The following is a 17,114-nucleotide window of genomic DNA, read 5'->3' on the forward strand; positions in this document are numbered from 1 at the left end:
CTCTTTCTGTAGTAATTTATGGTTCTACGCTCAATGAATGGGAAATCCTGTTTAATCTTCTTTACCAGCCTATTAAGAGGTATTCCACTTAAATACAATTCACATAATATATTTAAAATATCAAGAGCCGAGTATTGAAAATACTGAAGGCAAAATACTGGTAACATGGAAACAGTTCTTCCACAAATGGGACAGATGTATCTACGAACATACAATATTCCAGAAAAAGACTTGCTAATGAAAAACCGTTTGTAATATCCGTGTTTCCTTAATTTTACAGGCATAGAGCAATCTTTGAAAGGACACCTATCAGGAGCACTTGGAAAGATTTCACTGTTCATATTTGAAAAATCTATAGCGGAATAGTTGGTATCAAATATTATTTGCACAAGATACACCCCTGATTAAAATTCTACCAAATTAAAATACTACTGTAAATTGATAAATTCTCTCACTTTACAATAGCATTAAGATTCTTCTCACATTATTTAATTTGATAAAAACATAAGCATATCTATGATTTAAATTTGATAATTAACAATATATTGCTTGAACATAGCTGTTACCTCTTTAGAAAGTGGAATTACTCTAAACTTTGTACCTTTTCCTACCACACTTAAATTACTGATATCACCATTTACTTGGATATTCGATAATCTAAGGTCAAGTATTTCCTGATTCAGGCATCCGCTGTCGTAAAGCAAGGCAATATAAAACCTGTCCCTAATGCCCATTTTCTTAGATATATCTGGCATTTTTAGAATCAATTTAATATCTGATATTGATAAAATATCCTTTAGGACTCTCTCTGAAACTGGCTTCTTATCAATCTGTTGGATTTGTGAGTAAGCATCAAATTTAAGAATATTCTCTCCAGCGAGATATCGACAAAAGGAGCGTATACTTATCAACCTTTGATTTCTGGTTGAAATGCTATTTTTTCTTGTAGTTTCTAACCATTCAAGGAATGAAAAAACATTATCATGATTGAAATACTCTGTTGTTATCTCATTTAAACTTAAATCTTTAGTATCTTTTAAAAAACCACTGAATAGGTTTAATGTATCCCTGTAGGAATCAATAGTATTAGGGCTTTTTATCCTTATGATGGGAAGATAAACAGTTAAGAATATCTTTATACTTTTGAATAATTGAGGATCCTTAATCTTCTTCATAAGACACCTCCGGATACATGCCCTCAAATTTTTCCCAGACAATATTGTTACTCATTCTCAGTCTTTCTGGAAGAAGATGTACATAATACAATGTATGTCTGTAGCAGGTATGTTTCATATATGTGCTTAAATAAGGAAGCATTGACATAATATCTCTGTTCTCATCAGTCAATCGCATTAGGGTTCTAGTAGCAAAGTTATGTCTAAGACCATATGGCCTTGGATTCCCCCTTTTTTACAAGATCACTATTTCGCTAGCAGATGTGAAACTGGTTAGTCATCCAATATGTGGGAATTTATTACCATCCCAACGCTCAAAGAAATATCTTATATTGCCAGCCATGGAATCATATTTCCGACATAGAGCAATCATTTCAGCAGGCATAATGATATGCCTATCTTTCTTACGTTTGGAAGCACGGATATATAAATCTCCATTCCCCAGATCAACATCCTCACGAAGGAGATTTAATGGTTCTGAAGGACGCATTGCACAACAATACATTATTCTAAATAATACAGGGACAATAAATTCATGTCCTGGAGCTTCAAAATGTGGAGCCAATGTATCAAATGCATGGAAAAGTCTACTAATTTCTTCTTCAGCTAAAATGTATGGAGTATATTTTACATTATTTACCGAATATTGTTCATCTGGTATGAATGATTCTTTTCCCATAGCAACCTGAAATCTTAAGAATCCCCTGATTCTTGATACTGCACTATTATGGGTAGCATTTGTTTTAAATTGTTTTTCTTGTAACCAGTTGTCAAACATCATTTTAGTTATGACGTTGGATTCAGGATAGTTTTCTGCACAGTATGAAATGAACTCCTTAACATGGGGTTGATATGTGACCTTGCTGTATCCTAGAGATTCTTTTAAAACGAGCATGTCGGAATAATCTTTATCTAACATTTCTCCAAAGTTCATGCATATACACCTTCCTTCAGTGGAATGTCTTCAAATCCCATGGCACATATGGCTATCTGATTCTTATTAAAAGAAAGATATGGTTTATCTGAATTTATACTCTTATGACCTAACATTTGTGAGATGGTTGTAATTGGAACCTTTTAACCTGCCAACCAGGTGGCAAATGACCTTCTAAGGCTATGAAATGATCGATGATTCTTCTTCTCTATTCCAGCTTTTACGCAGAGGTTATCAAGTATCTTATCTAAAGCAACAGTTCCACTTAATGTAGTATATGGAGCATCGGTTCGAAGGAATACATTTCTCGATTTGGATTGATGTTAGTATAATATTGTAGACACGATTTTCCGAATGCTATAAAATATAGTAAAGGAAGGAAGTGTCTAGAATGTCTAAGAGATATACAGAAGAATATAAAAATACCATTGTAGAACTTTACAATTCCGGTAAAATACTATCTGAGCTTAATAGTGAATATGGCCTACCTAAATCTACAATACTAACATGGGTAAAGAAGGCAAAACCCATAGCAGTAGATAATAACAAAATAATTACTCAAGCTGATTATCAATCCATGCTTAAGAAAATGGCTAGAATAGAAGAGGAGAACGAAATATTAAAAAAAGCCATGGCCATATTTGCAAAGAAGTAAGCTCAATATATAAATTTATTACTGACAATAAAGATATTCATGATATAAAACTAATGTGCAAAGTTTTAAAGGTATCTAGAAGTTCGTATTATAAACATCTTAATAAAAAAGAAAGCAAAAGAAGTATTGAAAATAAATTTCTAGAAGAAGAAATTCTAAACATCTATAAAGCCAGTAAATGCCGTTATGGAGCTCCAAAAATATATGAAAAACTAAAAGCTAAAGATATATTTATAAGTCTTAAAAGAACTCAAAGGCTTATGAGTAAATTAGGCATAAAATCAATAATATGTAAAAAGTTTAGACCATATTCATCAAAACATAAAGTTGAAAGTAGAGAAAATATAATTAATAGAGACTTCTTTACAACTGGTATTAATCAGAAATGGGTGACTGATATTACATATATTCATACAATTAAAGATGGTTGGTGCTATTTAGCTTCTGTTATGGATCTTAATAGTAGGAAGATTGTTGGATACTCTATGTCTAAAAATATAGATACTACATTGGCTATAAAAGCTTTAGATAATGCATATAAACTTCAGCAACCTTCAGAAGGCCTGATTCTCCATAGTGACTTGGGAAGTCAGTATACAAGTTATGATTTTGGTGAATATGTTAAACATCACAAGATAATCCATTCCTTTAGTGGAAAGGGTAATCCCTACGACAATGCCTGCATAGAATCTTTTCACTCAGTATTGAAGAAAAAAGAAGTTAATCTAGTTAAATATTTTGACTTTGATACGGCTAGACTAGCAATATTTGAATATATAGAGTCATGGTATAACAGAGAAAGAATACATAGCTCTCTAGGCTATATTACTCCCCAAGAATGGGAAGATAAATCTAAGAGGGTTGCATAAAAATTATTCGAGAAAATGTGTCTACTATATTGACATAGGTCCACTTATAGTCATTGGCTTTAAGGTATCTTGCTATATTTAACCAGTAATGTCCTGTTGGTTCCATACCAATAATTACTTGATTCTTCTCCTCAGCCAGTTTAATTTCATTAATCCAATTCTCAAATTCTAAATATCCTGTAAGTGAATTGTCAAATTTAATTGTCTTTCCAAATTCTATTCCTCTAATATCTTGGGCTCTTACTACATGAAATTCTTTTGCTATATCAACTCCAATAATTAAAGTTTCATCTGTTAATTGATTTAATCTCTCATTTTGTTTATAATTCATAGTGAATCCTCCTTTAAATTAAGAAATTGTTTTCTCTCAATTACAATTATACCTTAATTTATTTGTGAGGATTTTCTATTTTAAATGTATCACAGGAAGCTTTCTAAATATCCAACTCCTGAAGATATGTTATCTGTAGATACAGAAACTTTTACAGAACTTTTATCAGAAGCAAGTAGAGGTCGTTTTAGTATGTCTAAGGCTTCTGAAATACAAGAATCTGCCGCTAATACTTTTGGAGTTAGTTTTACAAATTATGCATTTGCATTTCAAATTAAACAAATTATTGCCCAAATTAACTTTATTGAAAAACAATTAGAAGAACTAGAACCCAAAATTTCAGAGTTATTACATCAAACTAACCAGGTTATTACAACGATTACAGGTATTGGTGATGTATTAGGTGCAATTATCATCGGGGAAATTGGTGATATTTCACGATTTGAATCTGCCCCTAAACTTGTTGCTTATGCTGGTCTTGATGTTGCTATAAAACAGTCTGGTGACTTTGTTGGTACACAGACTAAAATTTCTAAACGTGGCTCTCCATATCTTCGTAGAGCAATTTGGTTAGCAGCTACTGTAGCTGCCTTTAAAGATCCAGCATTATCGGTTTACTATCAATCACTTAAGGCACGAGGTAAATATCATTTAACAGCTGTTGGTGCAGTTGCTAGAAAGATGTGTAATATTATCTTTGCTGTATTACGTGATAACAAACCTTATGTGCCTGATATTAAGTAACAACCAATCATATAGCTCACTCTTCATCCTAAATTTTGTATCTTCAATTTAGGTTTATTTGTTTTGCCTAGTTTTACATAAGAATTTATGGCAGGTTATGTCAAGGGTGCTTTTTCCCTTGACGGGTTCTGGCAGAAATTCTATAATCTCAAAGGTAAAATAAATATATTATTTCTTGACATTTAATAGCTGGTCTTAAATTACCATATTCGCCAAATCATCAGAAGATATTTTCATATATTCTAGTATTTGATTAACAGTTCTCTTACCTATTTTCTTTGATTTTATTCCAAGTCTACGAATTACATTAATTATCTTTTTAAATAACTTCGAAATTGCTACTTCACCTTTAAAAACTACACTCTGTAAATTATCAAAAAATTGTGTTACTTGATAAAAAGATTTTATTTCACTTATTTCATTAGAATCCTCTTCATAAATAACTTCTTTAGCCGTAGAAACTATCATTGAAGAAAACAATACTGAGATTAATCTTCCATATAAAAAACATTTGAATCTCTCTAATTTTACTGGTTTTACATTATCAATATTAAAAATTGATTTCCATATCTTAAACATTATCTCTACTTGCCATCTCAATGAGTAAACATCATGTAGTTATTCAGCAGATAAAATCTCCTCTGGTACATTAGTTATATAAGCATTCACCTCATTCCAAGCTATGCTCCTATCATTTATAGTTCCACGATTCCTTTTTACTGCATTTAAATGCTTAATTTCTCTTTTTCTCTTGTTTTCTTTAGATAATTTAGTTATAATTAATCTAGTTTTCAGTTCCTTTTTGGAACCTATATAGATATCTTTGAGTTCTATTGTTTCGCCATCTGTTAATGGTTTTATGAGCTCGAGGATATCTATTCTTATATATTCGCTTGGCTTTAATATTTCTCCATTTGCCTTTCTTTTAGGATCTGGATTTTTTATATAAATGACTGTATTATTTTTTAGCTTAGATATAAAAAATGCCTTCTTGTCATTTATACTCTTTAAATAATCTATCTTAAAGTACCCTAAATCTGCTAATCTGAGATCACCTTCCTGAGTATATTTGTCCATGGTTTCAAGGTAGTTGCAATCACCTGTTGTTCCATCAAAAATATCACAGCATAAAAAGTTTCCAGTTAATAAATCATACTGTAGCTGTATTTTTATTGCGGATTTTGAACTTGAACCCCCAGAACCTTTAAATTCATTATAGAATCTTTCAGGCAATTCATAGCTAGTAGAATCATTTACAAGTATTCTATTAAAGAATAGTTCTTTATGCTTAATACGAAGTGTATTGTTTTGTTTTAGCATTAAAGAATTAAAAATTTCTTGCATAAATTCCACTGAATTTTCATTAAATCTTTCATTAAGTGCCTGTGGTGAAATCTATATATTATGCTGTGCAGCCAACCTTCAACACAAGTCATTTAGAGACTTTTCGCATATATCTTCACCCATAAAAGTGTTTAATGCTAAAAATGATTCAGCAGTAATTTTCCCAGTTCTTTTCACGAATCCAGTTCTTCCGCTAATCTCGTCTAAAACTTCAATTGCAAAGATTTCATTTATATTTTTGATACTTTTTCTTATTTTTTTGTTCACATTTTATGTGTCCTTTCTAGTTATTATGTCAACTAGATATTATACCATAAAACAAAGTTGGATTTCTTAGCTTGATGGCTATGGAGTACATGCGTATTCTCACTGGTAGAAACAGCAAAAGCCAATGGATTAAATCCCTATAAATATTTAGAATTTATACTATCAAGATTACCAGGATCCAATTTAAAAACTAACCCCAAAGTCTTAGAACTAATGATGCCTTGGAATGAGTTAATTCAAAAAACATGTAAATCTGAATAAATATAATTATAGGGATATCATACCGATATCCCTATAATTATACAATACATCTTTTATTGTACGCTTACGATAATCAACTTTAAATCCATAGCTTTCAGCATATCTACAAAACTGGAGTATAGTGTTAACTCTAGACTGATGGGTACTGGGTTTTTCACCAATTTTTCTCATACACCGCGCATAAAGTAATTCCAAAGAGATTTCCTTTTTCATTAATTCATAATCCTTTGATAGTAAAGAAAATCTAAATAATATTCCTTCTTTAATTCCATATCTAAAACCAAGGGAGCGTTTGTAGTTAATGTATTGAGTAATTATATCCGATAATATTCCAATAGGAGCATAATCTAGTTTTGGTTTTCGTGATAGCATTAAAAAACCTTCCTATCAGTTTTATTCCAATTAAATAAAGGAACATCTAAACTACATTTGCGTAGGTGAGGGATATCTAACTTTAAATATACTTCAGTAGTTCTAGTATCTTTATGCCCAAGAATTTCTGAAATAACTGGTAATGATATGTTGTTTTCAAATAAATGAGTTGCTAACGTACTTCTTAATGTATGAGGGCCTCCTTTTCCATATATACTGCAATCAATACCTGCATTATTTGCATTTCTTCTTACAATAGCTGTCATCTCAGATGAGCTAATAATTTTTATTGGAGCAATATAAGTTACAAAAATATATTCCAAATCACAAATGGGCCTACCATATTTAAAATATTCTATAATCACTTCTCCCACATCCTTTAATAAAGGTAATACTATTAATTCTTTAGTTTTTTCCATTATTATTTCAATTGTGTTTTTTTCCTAATAAATAGATGAAAATTTCATTAATCTAATATCTGATGAGCGAAGACCAAGCCTAATGGCAATTAAGATTATTGCATAATCTCTTTTACCAATTGGAGATGATTTGCCTATGGATTTTAGAAAATATCTATTTCTTCATTGGTATAAGAAGTTGGAAGTTTACATCCTCTTCTATGTGAAATTGAGGGGATTATATCTGAAAAATCATTATTAAGGATCTTTTCATTGAATAGGTATCTAAGAAATACTCTTAAGGTAGAAAAAGCATTATTTCTAACAGTTGAAGAATATGAAGAAAAAGAACTACAATAGTCTAAAATTGAAGAGGCCTCTAATTCATTAAGTGAATTAAAATTATTTTAATCTAGAAACAATAGAAAACGACCTAATTCATAATCAAAATATTTTAAAGTCGAATCTGCAATTAGATGTCTAGTTTTTTGATGTTCTTTAAATTTATCTAGATAATCCTTAAATTTATATCCAGGAACTTTTCCTGTAGAAACCTTAGCCATACTAAATCTGTCATATTGGTTATACTCACAAAGAAACTGTATGGCTCTAGCAAGAATAGCATCAGATTTTGATAAATCTGTAAATGCAGTAATACCATATTTATTTTCCAGAAAATCTAACGCCTTCCCAGAAGAAAAAACACTATCAGAATCAATGAATTCTAAAAAACATTCCAACAATGATTATACCTGCGTATAGTCCTTTTTAAATATCCTGCTTGCTCCATTAATTCTTTTACTTCCTTAATTATTTCTATTACAGTTTTTCATTTTTTATAAAACAATGCCTCCTTATATTTTTATTTTAACTATATTAATTATATATGAAGGCATATAAAATGGGAAGCAATATTGGATAAAAACTCGTAAGTTAGGGTCTTAATCCATTTACTTCCCATTAAAACTAACTTCTCATTACTAATAATATTGCAGAAAACAGCATTTGATCATTTACAGTAGGAAGAAATTGTTGGGAGTTTTGTGGAAACCCTGAAGGATCCAAAGCAAGTGCTTGGTTTATTCATTTGTTGAAACTGCAAAGGCCAAAAGGCCAATGGACTAAATCCCTGTAAATATTTAGAATTCCTTTTATCCCGAATACCAGGATCCAATTTTAAGGATAATTCAAAAGTATTAGATCTTATGTTACCATGAGATTCATCAATTCAAGAAGCATGTTAGGCAAACTAGAGGAGATGGCAACATCATCTCCTTTTGTAATGTATCGTATCTAGGAAAATAAAAGGATAAACGGTATACAATTGTCTACTTTTCATGATATTTATTTATTAAATAAACCTAAGGAATTAGATTGCGATACAATAGTGTATCAATGTATGATAAGATTATGAATTAACAATTTAGAACAACTTATATAGTAGCTAGTAAAAACAAATAAACATACAATATTACAAATTATATAATGAAAAAATTGCGAGGAATAGGAAATATATTTGGTATGATTATTGCAATATAGATAGATACAAAAAGAGAGTTTTAGAATTATTGACGTTTTTATAAATACTCTAGCTTTGTAATAATAAAATTATAATTAGAAACGCTTACAATAATGGATATTAAATAAATTCTCAATTATGTTTAAAAAAGGCTATTCCATGAATAAATAACAATAAGATAAGAAATTATGTTATATATAATTATTAATAGTTAAAAACTGAATAAAAAATTTGAAACTATATCAAAGATGTAAATTTGGATTTCAAAACCTTAAGGAATTGTTTAATTGATTGATTCATAGTATATTATTCTACCTGACAATAATCAAATTTAGTTCATCTAAATTTAGGTTAAAAAATACATAAAACTTAAAATAAAATAATTTGATTTTTTCATATGAATTTAGGGTTTAATAATTTGGTTTATAACAGGTATTATTTCCTATCCGTTACATGTTCACATTTAATAAAAATATGATGGATGCATGGAATAGGTTTAGAGATTAATATCTTTGAGTATCTAAGGTTTTAATATTTTTTCACTGAACTTAACTCCATTTTCAAAGTATTAATAAGGTTAAAAGATGGAGCTAAAGCAACATTTAGGGGTTCATATAGTACTTTATCCAATTTATAAAATCCTTTGCAGCGTTCTGTATAATTGAGCTGTTGATTGTGGACTAGTAAAGCAAATTTTACCTTTTTTTGTGAATTCACTTGTTCTTTGATAGAAGAATAGGTAACATCATCTAAAGATAATAATTCAGTTAATACGGCAGCTGGAGTGGCACCATAATTATAAAAAAGTTCTTTATCCTTATCTAGTACGGCTAATTTATTGAACTTTAAATATATATTAGAAACTACATAGGCTCTTCCACGTCTGGCAGAGTAAGTAATAATATATGCATCTAAAGGATCAGTCTTATCCATATCAGCAAAGGACTTTCTGTAGTTTACGATAGTTTTAGGATTAAACAATATACTTTGGGTTCAAAGGGGGTCAGATTCTTATGGAAAGATAAAAAATTAACCATATGGATTCTATAAATAAAAGTAGATTATAGGGCGACAACAGCATATTTAAGACTATCAGAATCCAAACAGTATAGAATACTTTTTTTAAGATAGAATCAGCACCAAAGGGATTATTTAAAATCTTTAAGATTAAGAAGTTTATTACGTTGACAATTAAGAACATAGGATAACAATTTAAAAAATGATATTCTAATCATATTCACTAACTTCAATCTTGCACTATTAGTATTTAACTTTGGAAATTACCTTGCTGTTTGTTTAGTCAAGAAGATGTATCGCCTGAGTTGAGAGGTTTAGATAACTAAGTTATGAAGCATACTTTTTACGCAATAACAATATAGTTTTGCAAGGAGGACTTGAATTATCCTTTGCTAATTATTCTTCACTTAATTACAACATTAGGATATCTAAAATAAAAGTTATATAAAATAACAAAATATTAATCAGAAGTATTGAAAAATACTACTTGATTTAAAGAGGAGGGCTAGTTATGAGTAATAAAAAAAACATAGTTTATCCCTATATGCCTAATAGTGTGGATAGTATAAAAAAAGAAATGATGGATGAATTAGGGATAAGAAGCATTGATGAGCTATATTCGTATATACCAAAACAGTTAAGATTTCAAGAAAAGCTAAATTTACCAGAGCCATTACTCTCTGAAATTGAGTTGAAAGAACATGTTGAAGAAATTCTATCAAAAAACATATCATGTGATGAAAATATCAACTTTTTGGGCGCAGGTTGTTACAGACATTATGTACCAGCAATATGTGATGAAATTAATTCGAGAAGTGAGTTTTTAACTGCTTATTGCGGTGGAACTTATTCAGATCATGGAAAATGTCAGGCTATATTTGAATTTACAAGTTTAATGGGAGAATTAGTTGATATGGATGTTGTGGGGTTAGCAACTTACGATGGAGGTCAAGCAACTTGTACCTCATTACGAATGGCTAATCGTATAACAGGTAGAAATGAGTTGTTAGTACCAAGAACGATGAATCCAGAAATTTTATCACAGTTAAGAAATTACTGTGATTCTATGACTATTACATTAATAAATTTTAATCCTAAAACTGGTCAAATAGATTTAAATGACTTAAAAAACAAAATCTCAGAAAATACAGCAGGAGTTTTTATTGAAAATCCATCTTATCTAGGGTTTATTGAAGAACAAGGTGAGGAAATAGGTAAGATTGCTCATGAACATGGAGCTATATTTGTTGTATCGGCAGATCCATCGTCTTTAGGAGTGCTTGAAGCACCTGTAAACTATGGAGCAGACATAACATGTGGGGATATTCAATGTTTAGGAATGCATATGGGATATGGAAGTGGTCAGTCTGGCTATATTGCAAGTAAAGATAAGCCAGAATACATTATGAATTTTCCAAATCATTTTTATAGCTTATATGAAAATGATAAAGGCGAATTTGGATTTTCTCGTTCACTAAATCAAAGAACAAGCTATGGTAGCAGGGAAAAAGCAGTAGAATATTTGGGTACAAATACTGGACTATGGGCTATAACTGCGGCAGTATATTTATCTTTAATGGGTCCTGAAGGAATGTATGATTTAGGAAGAAACATAATGTATAAATCCCAATACGCTATAATGGTTTTGTCAGAAATAAAAGGGTTAAAGGTTATGTTTAGTGATAGTATTAGTTTTAAAGAATTTATACTAAACTTTGATGAATCTAGTAAAACTGTAGAAGAAATAAATAAAGAATTATTAAATAGAGGCATTTTTGGAGGTAAAGACTTATCTAAAGAATTTGAAGAACTAGGTAATAGTGCATTATATTGTGTTACCGAAGTTACCAGGAAATCGGATATAGATAAATTAGCTAATGAACTCAAAGGCATACTGGGATAAGAAAATATTTTAATATTAATTTATTTGGGAGGAATGATGTAAATGAGTAAAGATGTAAAATTGAGGGATTTTCATCAGGCAAAATGGGATGAACCTATTATATTTGAATTGAGTATTCCTGGTCAGCGAGGTATATTGATTCCAGAAGTGGATGATGAAATAAAGGACAGGGTTGGAAATATTAATGAAATAGTACCTAGAAATATTAAAAGAGATAAAAGACCAGTATTACCAGAGATAGCACAACCACAAGTATTAAGGCACTTTTTAAGATTATCACAGGAAACATTAGGACAAGAAATCAATATAGATATAGGATTGGGTACTTGCACCATGAAATATAGTCCGAAGATAAACGAACAATTTGTAAGGCACCATAAATTTTCAGAACTACATCCATTACAGGATGAAGAAACTACACAAGGAGTGCTTGAAATAATATATAAAACGGAAGCTCTACTAAAAGAAATTTCAGGGATGGATGCATTTACATTTCAGCCTGGTGGTGGAGCACAAGCAGTTTATTCTAATGCTTCAATATTAAAAGCATACCATACAGATAGAGGTGAAGGAAAACAAAGAAACGAAATAATAACAACTGTATTATCTCATCCTGTCAATGCAGCAGCACCACATACTAAAGGATTTAAAGTTATTAACTTGATACCTGAAGGAGATACTGGCTATCCAAGTTTAGAACAATTAAAATCAGTTGTTTCTGAAAAGACCGCTGGAATGTTTATTACCAATCCAGAAGATACAGGAATATTTAATCCTCTTATAAAAGAGATGGTGGATATAGTACATGAAGCAGGTGGGTTATGCGTAGCTGATATAGCTGATGCCAATGGTTTATTCGGAATATCAAGGGCAAAAGAAGTTGGATATGATATGTGTCATTATAATTTGCATAAAGCCTTTTCTTCTCCTCATGGTTCTATGGGACCATGCTGTGGTGCGCAAGGAGTGAAAGATTTTTTGGCAAAATATTTACCAGTTCCAATTGTAAAGAATGATGGTGAAAAATATTATTTAGATTATAATAGACCGGATAGCATTGGAAAAGTTAGAAAGTTCTACGGAGTAATTGCAGCAGTATTAAGGGCCTATTGCTGGATAATGGCTATCGGAGCCGATGGCTTAAAAGAAGTATCTGAACTTTCAATACTTAATAATAACTATTTGATGAAAAGACTTTTAACGGAGGTTAAAGGAATATCAGCACCATGGTCTGAAGGGCAATTTAGAATGGAACAAGTACGTTACAGTTGGGAGAAATTAAAGGAAGATACTGGAGTTGGAACAGAGGATGTTGAAAGAAGATGCATAGACTATGGATTACAAGAGTTTTATCAAAGCCATCCTCCTTATTTAGTACCTGAACCATTTACTCCAGAGCCAAATGAAACTTATTCAAAAATGGAAATAGACGAATACGCAAATATATTTAAGAAAATATCGGAGGAAGCTTATGAAAACCCAGAATTAGTAAAAACAGCACCACATAATGCTTCAATATCTCTAATACATCAATCTGCAATAACTGACCCGGAGGATCTTATTGTAACTTGGAGAGTTTATAAAAGAAGAAAAGGATTAAAGTAACCGAGGTGAATATATGATTAAAAGACTTGGCTTTATTATAAATCCAATTGCAGGGATGGGAGGGAAAGTAGGTTTAAAGGGGACAGATGGAGAAGAGATAGTTAAAAAAGCACTATCTCTAGGAGCTAAAAAAGTTGCACCAAATAAGGCGAAAATAACCCTTAAATATATTAAGGATAATATAGATGGGTTAGAAATATTAACTTATCCTGGGGATATGGGAGAGGAAGAATGTAAAGAGTTAGGCATTACCTCAATAGTTGTTGGAAATATAAATATGGAGAATACTACTTACCTAGATACAGAAGAGGCAGCTTTAAGAATGGTGGAAAAAAAAGTAGATTTAATCTTATTTGCAGGGGGAGATGGAACTGCAAGAAATATTTATACATCAGTAGGAGATAGAGTACCTGTAATTGGGATCCCTGCTGGTGTAAAAATGCACTCCGCTGTATTTGCTACAAACCCATTAAATGCTGGGAAAATTGTAGTAGATTTTTTTAATAACACAAATGTTGAAATAAGAGAATCAGAAGTAATGGATATAGATGAGGAACAATTTAGAGCAGGAAGAGTAGTAGCAAAATTATATGGATATATGAACGTGCCATATGAACAAGCATATGTTCAATCTTTAAAAGCTGGAGGCATATACAGCGATAATATATGTTTAGAGGGTATAGCAGATTACGTAATAGAAAATATGGAAAGTGATTATATTTATCTTCTAGGTCCTGGTACAACAACTAAGAAAATACTAGAAAGAATGGGGTTGCCATATACATTGTTAGGAATAGATATAGTAAAGGATGGAGAGATCTTAGTTAATGATGCCAATGAGACTGAAATACTAGAAATAGTAGAAGATAAGAAAACTAAAATTATAATAACACCAATAGGGGGACAAGGTTACATTTTTGGACGGGGAAACCAACAACTGAGTCCGAAAGTAATAAAAGTTGCTGGAAAAGAAAATATAGTTATAATATCTACTCCTAATAAACTAATTGATTTAAAGAGAAGACCTTTTTTAGTAGATACTGGAGAGGAAGATATAGATAGAATGTTAGAAGGTTATTATAAAGTAATAGTAGGATATGATGAAACCTATGTATATAAATGTAGTTACTAGCTCTTTCATGAGTGTATAGATTAGTATAGAGCCTCTGTTATTACAGAGGTTCACTATTTGTCTTTAATTAATGAATTAAAGTCTAACTAATATTAATCATTATGATTTATTCAATGTTATTTGGAGGTGTATTGGCAAATGTTAGAAGATAGAATCAAATGTAAAGAACTGAGAGAAAAAATAATTACAGCAGATGAGGCCGCTATGTTTTTTAAAACAGGAATGAATGTTGGAACAAGTGGATTTACTCCAGCAGGATATCCTAAGGCAGTTCCGTTAGCCTTAGCTAAAAGGCGAAAAAGAGGTGACAAAATAGAAATGACATTAATGACAGGAGCGTCTGTGGGGGATGAACTTGACGGAACACTGTCAAGGGCAGGAATAATTAAAAGAAGGTACCCATATCAAACGAATTCTTTCTGTAGAAATAATATTAATAGTAGCCAAATAGAATATTGCGACATGCATTTAGGTAGCTTTCCTCAGTGGATAAAATATGATTTTATGGGACATATAGATATAGCCTTAGTTGAAGCTATAGCTATAAGGGAAGATGGAGGGATTATACCATCTACATCTGTTGGAAATTCAAACATTTATATAGAAAAAGCAGAAAAAGTAGTAATAGAACTTAATATTTCCCAGCCTCTTGAACTAGAAGGAATACATGATATATATAGCCCTGATAATCCACCATTTAGAAAAGAGATTCCAATTTATAAATCAGGTGATAGGATTGGGACAACATATATACCATGCAATCCAAATAAGATAGTAGGGATAGTCATTACAGATATTAAAGATGCTAACAATGAATTAGCTCCAATTGATAATGTCTCTACTAGAATGGCTGAAAATTTAATTGATTTCTTAGATAACGAAGTTAAATGTAAAAGATTGCCTGAGAATCTTTTACCGTTGCAGTCAGGTGTAGGTAGTGTTGCAAATGCAGTGTTAGCCGGGCTAGTTAGTTCTAAGTATGAGAATTTAACAGTATACTCGGAGGTATTACAAGATGCTGTTCTTGATTTAATTGATTGTGGAAAGGTTGACATGGCTTCAGCAACTTCTCTTACATTGTCTAAAGAAAGGATAGAGGATTTTTATAATAATATAAAAAAATATAAAGAAAAGATAATATTGCGACCTCAAGAAATAAGTAATAATTCTGAAATAATAAGAAGATTGGGGGTTATAGGAATTAACACAGCAATAGAAGTAGATTTATATGGAAATGTAAATTCAAGTAACGTTTTAGGGAGTAGAATCATAAACGGAATAGGCGGTTCGGGAGATTTTGCTAGAAACTCTTATTTATCCATTTTTGTAACACAAACAACTGCAAAAAATGGTGATATATCTTGTATAGTTCCTATGGTATCTCATTGTGATCATACAGAACACGATGTCCAAGTTATAGTAACGGAACAAGGAGTAGCGGATTTAAGAGGGTTAAGCCCAAAAGAAAGAGCAAAGACAATTATTGAAAATTGTACTTATGGAGAATATAAGGAAATGCTTAAAGATTATTATAATCGATCATTATCAGAATGTAAGTATAAACATATCCCACATTTAATTGGAGAATCATTGTCATGGCATAAGAGATTTTCTGAAACGGGCACAATGAAAATTATTTTTTAAGTGAAAATTATTTACTCCAGACCAAATAACCAAATAAGCATATAAGAGGAGGATGGAAATATGTTTAATGAGAAAAAGTTAGAGGAAATTAAAGAAGCTGAAAAGAAATGGGCAAAAGAGAAGGTACAAAAAGCCATCAGTAGATTTCCTGAAAGGAAGGAGAAATTTGCAACGGGTTCTAATCTGGAAGTTGATAGGTTATACACTCCAGAAGATGTAGAGGAATTGGATTATAAAGAAAAACTAGGTTTTCCGGGAGAGTATCCCTTTACAAGGGGAGTCCAACCTACTATGTACAGAGGTAGACTTTGGACTATGAGACAATATGCAGGCTTTGCTACTGCGGAAGAATCTAACAAAAGGTATAAATACCTATTAGACCAAGGTCAAACGGGCTTATCCGTTGCATTTGATCTGCCAACTCAAATAGGATACGATTCAGACCATGGATTATCTGAAGGAGAGGTAGGAAAAGTAGGAGTAGCCATAGATTCATTAAAGGACATGGAAATATTATTCAATGGAATACCCTTAGATAAGGTAAGCACATCAATGACCATTAATGCTCCGGCAAGCGTTTTATTAGCTATGTACATTGCCGTTGCAGAAAAACAAGGAGTATCCAAAGATAAATTAAGAGGAACCATCCAAAACGATATATTAAAAGAATACATAGCAAGAGGGACTTATATATTTCCACCAGAACCATCCATGAGATTAATAACTAATATATTTGAATACTGTTCCAAAGAAGTACCTAAATGGAACACCATAAGTATTAGTGGTTACCATATAAGAGAAGCTGGTTCTACAGCGGCCCAGGAAGTAGCCTTTACATTAGCTGATGGAATCGCTTATGTAGATGCAGCCATCAATGCAGGATTAGATGTAGACGATTTTGCTCCTAGATTATCCTTCTTCTTCAATGCCCATAACGACCTATT

18 protein-coding genes and 1 pseudogene are annotated in these 17,114 nt (G+C 31.2%); 8 read left to right on the forward strand and 11 right to left on the reverse strand.

Annotated elements, in window-relative coordinates:
• From CUL_RS19825 to CUL_RS0116170, 3 genes are all read right to left on the reverse strand, one after another.
• A partial coding sequence (locus CUL_RS19825; RefSeq protein ID WP_236616491.1) for a hypothetical protein occupies positions 1–389 on the reverse strand: 389 nt, incomplete at its 3' end.
• A gap of 132 nt (positions 390–521) precedes the next feature.
• Complete coding sequence (locus CUL_RS0116165; protein ID WP_025642765.1) at positions 522–1,175, reverse strand: tyrosine-type recombinase/integrase; 654 nt, start codon at positions 1,173–1,175, stop codon at positions 522–524.
• A gap of 277 nt (positions 1,176–1,452) precedes the next feature.
• Positions 1,453–2,109 (reverse strand): tyrosine-type recombinase/integrase, encoded by a 657-nt coding sequence (locus CUL_RS0116170; RefSeq protein WP_025642767.1) that lies wholly within the window; start codon positions 2,107–2,109, stop codon positions 1,453–1,455.
• Positions 2,110–2,500: 391 nt separating this feature from the next.
• Here CUL_RS0116170 and CUL_RS0116185 point away from each other — a divergent pair.
• A protein-coding gene (locus CUL_RS0116185; RefSeq protein ID WP_097677650.1) for an IS3 family transposase occupies positions 2,501–3,633 on the forward strand; the annotation gives its coding sequence in 2 pieces (ribosomal slippage) (positions 2,501–2,738 and positions 2,738–3,633; 1,134 coding nt in all).
• Here CUL_RS0116185 and CUL_RS17800 read toward each other — a convergent pair.
• Complete coding sequence (locus CUL_RS17800) at positions 3,617–3,964, reverse strand: IS110 family transposase (protein ID WP_025642773.1); 348 nt, start codon at positions 3,962–3,964, stop codon at positions 3,617–3,619. The two genes, CUL_RS0116185 and CUL_RS17800, sit on opposite strands and share 17 nt — an antisense overlap.
• 84 nt (positions 3,965–4,048) lie before the next feature.
• Between CUL_RS17800 and CUL_RS0116195 the strand changes: the two genes are divergently transcribed.
• Positions 4,049–4,708 (forward strand): IS110 family transposase, encoded by a 660-nt coding sequence (locus tag CUL_RS0116195; RefSeq protein WP_025642775.1) that lies wholly within the window; start codon positions 4,049–4,051, stop codon positions 4,706–4,708.
• Positions 4,709–4,903: 195 nt separating this feature from the next.
• Here CUL_RS0116195 and CUL_RS20030 read toward each other — a convergent pair.
• The 3 genes and pseudogenes from CUL_RS20030 to CUL_RS19830 form a co-directional block, all read right to left on the reverse strand.
• A pseudogene (locus tag CUL_RS20030) lies at positions 4,904–5,311 on the reverse strand (transposase); the annotation flags it as partial.
• Positions 5,312–5,326: 15 nt separating this feature from the next.
• Positions 5,327–6,103 (reverse strand): IS4 family transposase, encoded by a 777-nt coding sequence (locus CUL_RS20035; protein ID WP_330216567.1) that lies wholly within the window; start codon positions 6,101–6,103, stop codon positions 5,327–5,329.
• Between the two features lie 27 nt (positions 6,104–6,130).
• Positions 6,131–6,319 carry a hypothetical protein gene (locus CUL_RS19830; RefSeq protein ID WP_236616492.1) on the reverse strand — a complete coding sequence of 63 codons (189 nt, stop codon included), beginning with the start codon at positions 6,317–6,319 and terminating at the stop codon, positions 6,131–6,133.
• A gap of 102 nt (positions 6,320–6,421) precedes the next feature.
• On the opposite strand from CUL_RS19830, the gene CUL_RS20275 reads away from it, so the two are divergent.
• Positions 6,422–6,580, forward strand: a complete 159-nt coding sequence (locus tag CUL_RS20275; RefSeq protein ID WP_081722893.1) for a transposase domain-containing protein — start codon at positions 6,422–6,424, stop codon at positions 6,578–6,580.
• A gap of 6 nt (positions 6,581–6,586) precedes the next feature.
• Here CUL_RS20275 and CUL_RS0116205 read toward each other — a convergent pair whose 3' ends face one another.
• From CUL_RS0116205 to CUL_RS0116225, 4 genes are all read right to left on the reverse strand, one after another.
• Positions 6,587–6,952 carry a hypothetical protein gene (locus CUL_RS0116205; protein WP_025642777.1) on the reverse strand — a complete coding sequence of 122 codons (366 nt, stop codon included), beginning with the start codon at positions 6,950–6,952 and terminating at the stop codon, positions 6,587–6,589.
• The gene (locus CUL_RS0116210; RefSeq protein ID WP_330216568.1) at positions 6,952–7,383 is read right to left on the reverse strand and encodes a tyrosine-type recombinase/integrase; all 432 of its coding nucleotides are present in this window, start codon (positions 7,381–7,383) and stop codon (positions 6,952–6,954) included. Before CUL_RS0116210 ends, CUL_RS0116205 begins: the two co-directional genes overlap by 1 nt.
• 374 nt (positions 7,384–7,757) lie before the next feature.
• Positions 7,758–8,090: a hypothetical protein gene (locus tag CUL_RS0116220; protein ID WP_157752682.1), complete on the reverse strand. Its 333-nt coding sequence runs from the start codon at positions 8,088–8,090 to the stop codon at positions 7,758–7,760.
• A 1,307-nt stretch (positions 8,091–9,397) separates the two neighbouring features.
• Positions 9,398–9,802, reverse strand: a complete 405-nt coding sequence (locus CUL_RS0116225) for a hypothetical protein (RefSeq protein ID WP_025642783.1) — start codon at positions 9,800–9,802, stop codon at positions 9,398–9,400.
• Between the two features lie 595 nt (positions 9,803–10,397).
• Between CUL_RS0116225 and gcvPA the strand changes: the two genes are divergently transcribed.
• The 5 genes from gcvPA to CUL_RS0116250 form a co-directional block, all read left to right on the forward strand.
• Positions 10,398–11,789, forward strand: a complete 1,392-nt coding sequence (gene gcvPA, locus CUL_RS0116230; protein WP_025642785.1) for an aminomethyl-transferring glycine dehydrogenase subunit GcvPA — start codon at positions 10,398–10,400, stop codon at positions 11,787–11,789.
• A 42-nt stretch (positions 11,790–11,831) separates the two neighbouring features.
• The gene (gene gcvPB / locus CUL_RS0116235) at positions 11,832–13,394 is read left to right on the forward strand and encodes an aminomethyl-transferring glycine dehydrogenase subunit GcvPB (RefSeq protein WP_025642788.1); all 1,563 of its coding nucleotides are present in this window, start codon (positions 11,832–11,834) and stop codon (positions 13,392–13,394) included.
• A gap of 13 nt (positions 13,395–13,407) precedes the next feature.
• The gene (locus tag CUL_RS0116240; protein ID WP_035143436.1) at positions 13,408–14,526 is read left to right on the forward strand and encodes an ATP-NAD kinase family protein; all 1,119 of its coding nucleotides are present in this window, start codon (positions 13,408–13,410) and stop codon (positions 14,524–14,526) included.
• A gap of 138 nt (positions 14,527–14,664) precedes the next feature.
• A complete protein-coding gene (locus tag CUL_RS0116245) occupies positions 14,665–16,170 on the forward strand; it encodes a succinyl-CoA:acetate CoA-transferase ScpC (protein WP_025642791.1) in 1,506 nt (501 codons plus the stop codon).
• 60 nt (positions 16,171–16,230) lie between these two features.
• Positions 16,231–17,114: methylmalonyl-CoA mutase family protein (locus tag CUL_RS0116250; RefSeq protein WP_025642793.1), on the forward strand; the 884-nt coding region annotated here is incomplete at its 3' end.

This window comes from [Clostridium] ultunense DSM 10521 (assembly GCF_000511955.1).
Classification (GTDB): Bacteria; Bacillota; Clostridia; order Tissierellales; family Tepidimicrobiaceae; genus Schnuerera; species Schnuerera ultunensis.

Coding starts and splice junctions, on each gene's coding strand:
- CUL_RS0116165 (WP_025642765.1), bottom strand. CDS start 1,175: ATGAAGAAGATTAAGGATCCTCAATTATTCAAAAGTATAAAGATATTC.
- CUL_RS0116170 (WP_025642767.1), bottom strand. CDS start 2,109: ATGAACTTTGGAGAAATGTTAGATAAAGATTATTCCGACATGCTCGTT.
- CUL_RS17800 (WP_025642773.1), bottom strand. CDS start 3,964: ATGAATTATAAACAAAATGAGAGATTAAATCAATTAACAGATGAAACT.
- CUL_RS0116195 (WP_025642775.1), top strand. CDS start 4,049: ATGTATCACAGGAAGCTTTCTAAATATCCAACTCCTGAAGATATGTTA.
- CUL_RS0116205 (WP_025642777.1), bottom strand. CDS start 6,952: ATGCTATCACGAAAACCAAAACTAGATTATGCTCCTATTGGAATATTA.
- CUL_RS0116225 (WP_025642783.1), bottom strand. CDS start 9,802: ATGGATAAGACTGATCCTTTAGATGCATATATTATTACTTACTCTGCC.
- gcvPA (WP_025642785.1), top strand. CDS start 10,398: ATGAGTAATAAAAAAAACATAGTTTATCCCTATATGCCTAATAGTGTG.
- gcvPB (WP_025642788.1), top strand. CDS start 11,832: ATGAGTAAAGATGTAAAATTGAGGGATTTTCATCAGGCAAAATGGGAT.
- CUL_RS0116240 (WP_035143436.1), top strand. CDS start 13,408: ATGATTAAAAGACTTGGCTTTATTATAAATCCAATTGCAGGGATGGGA.
- CUL_RS0116245 (WP_025642791.1), top strand. CDS start 14,665: ATGTTAGAAGATAGAATCAAATGTAAAGAACTGAGAGAAAAAATAATT.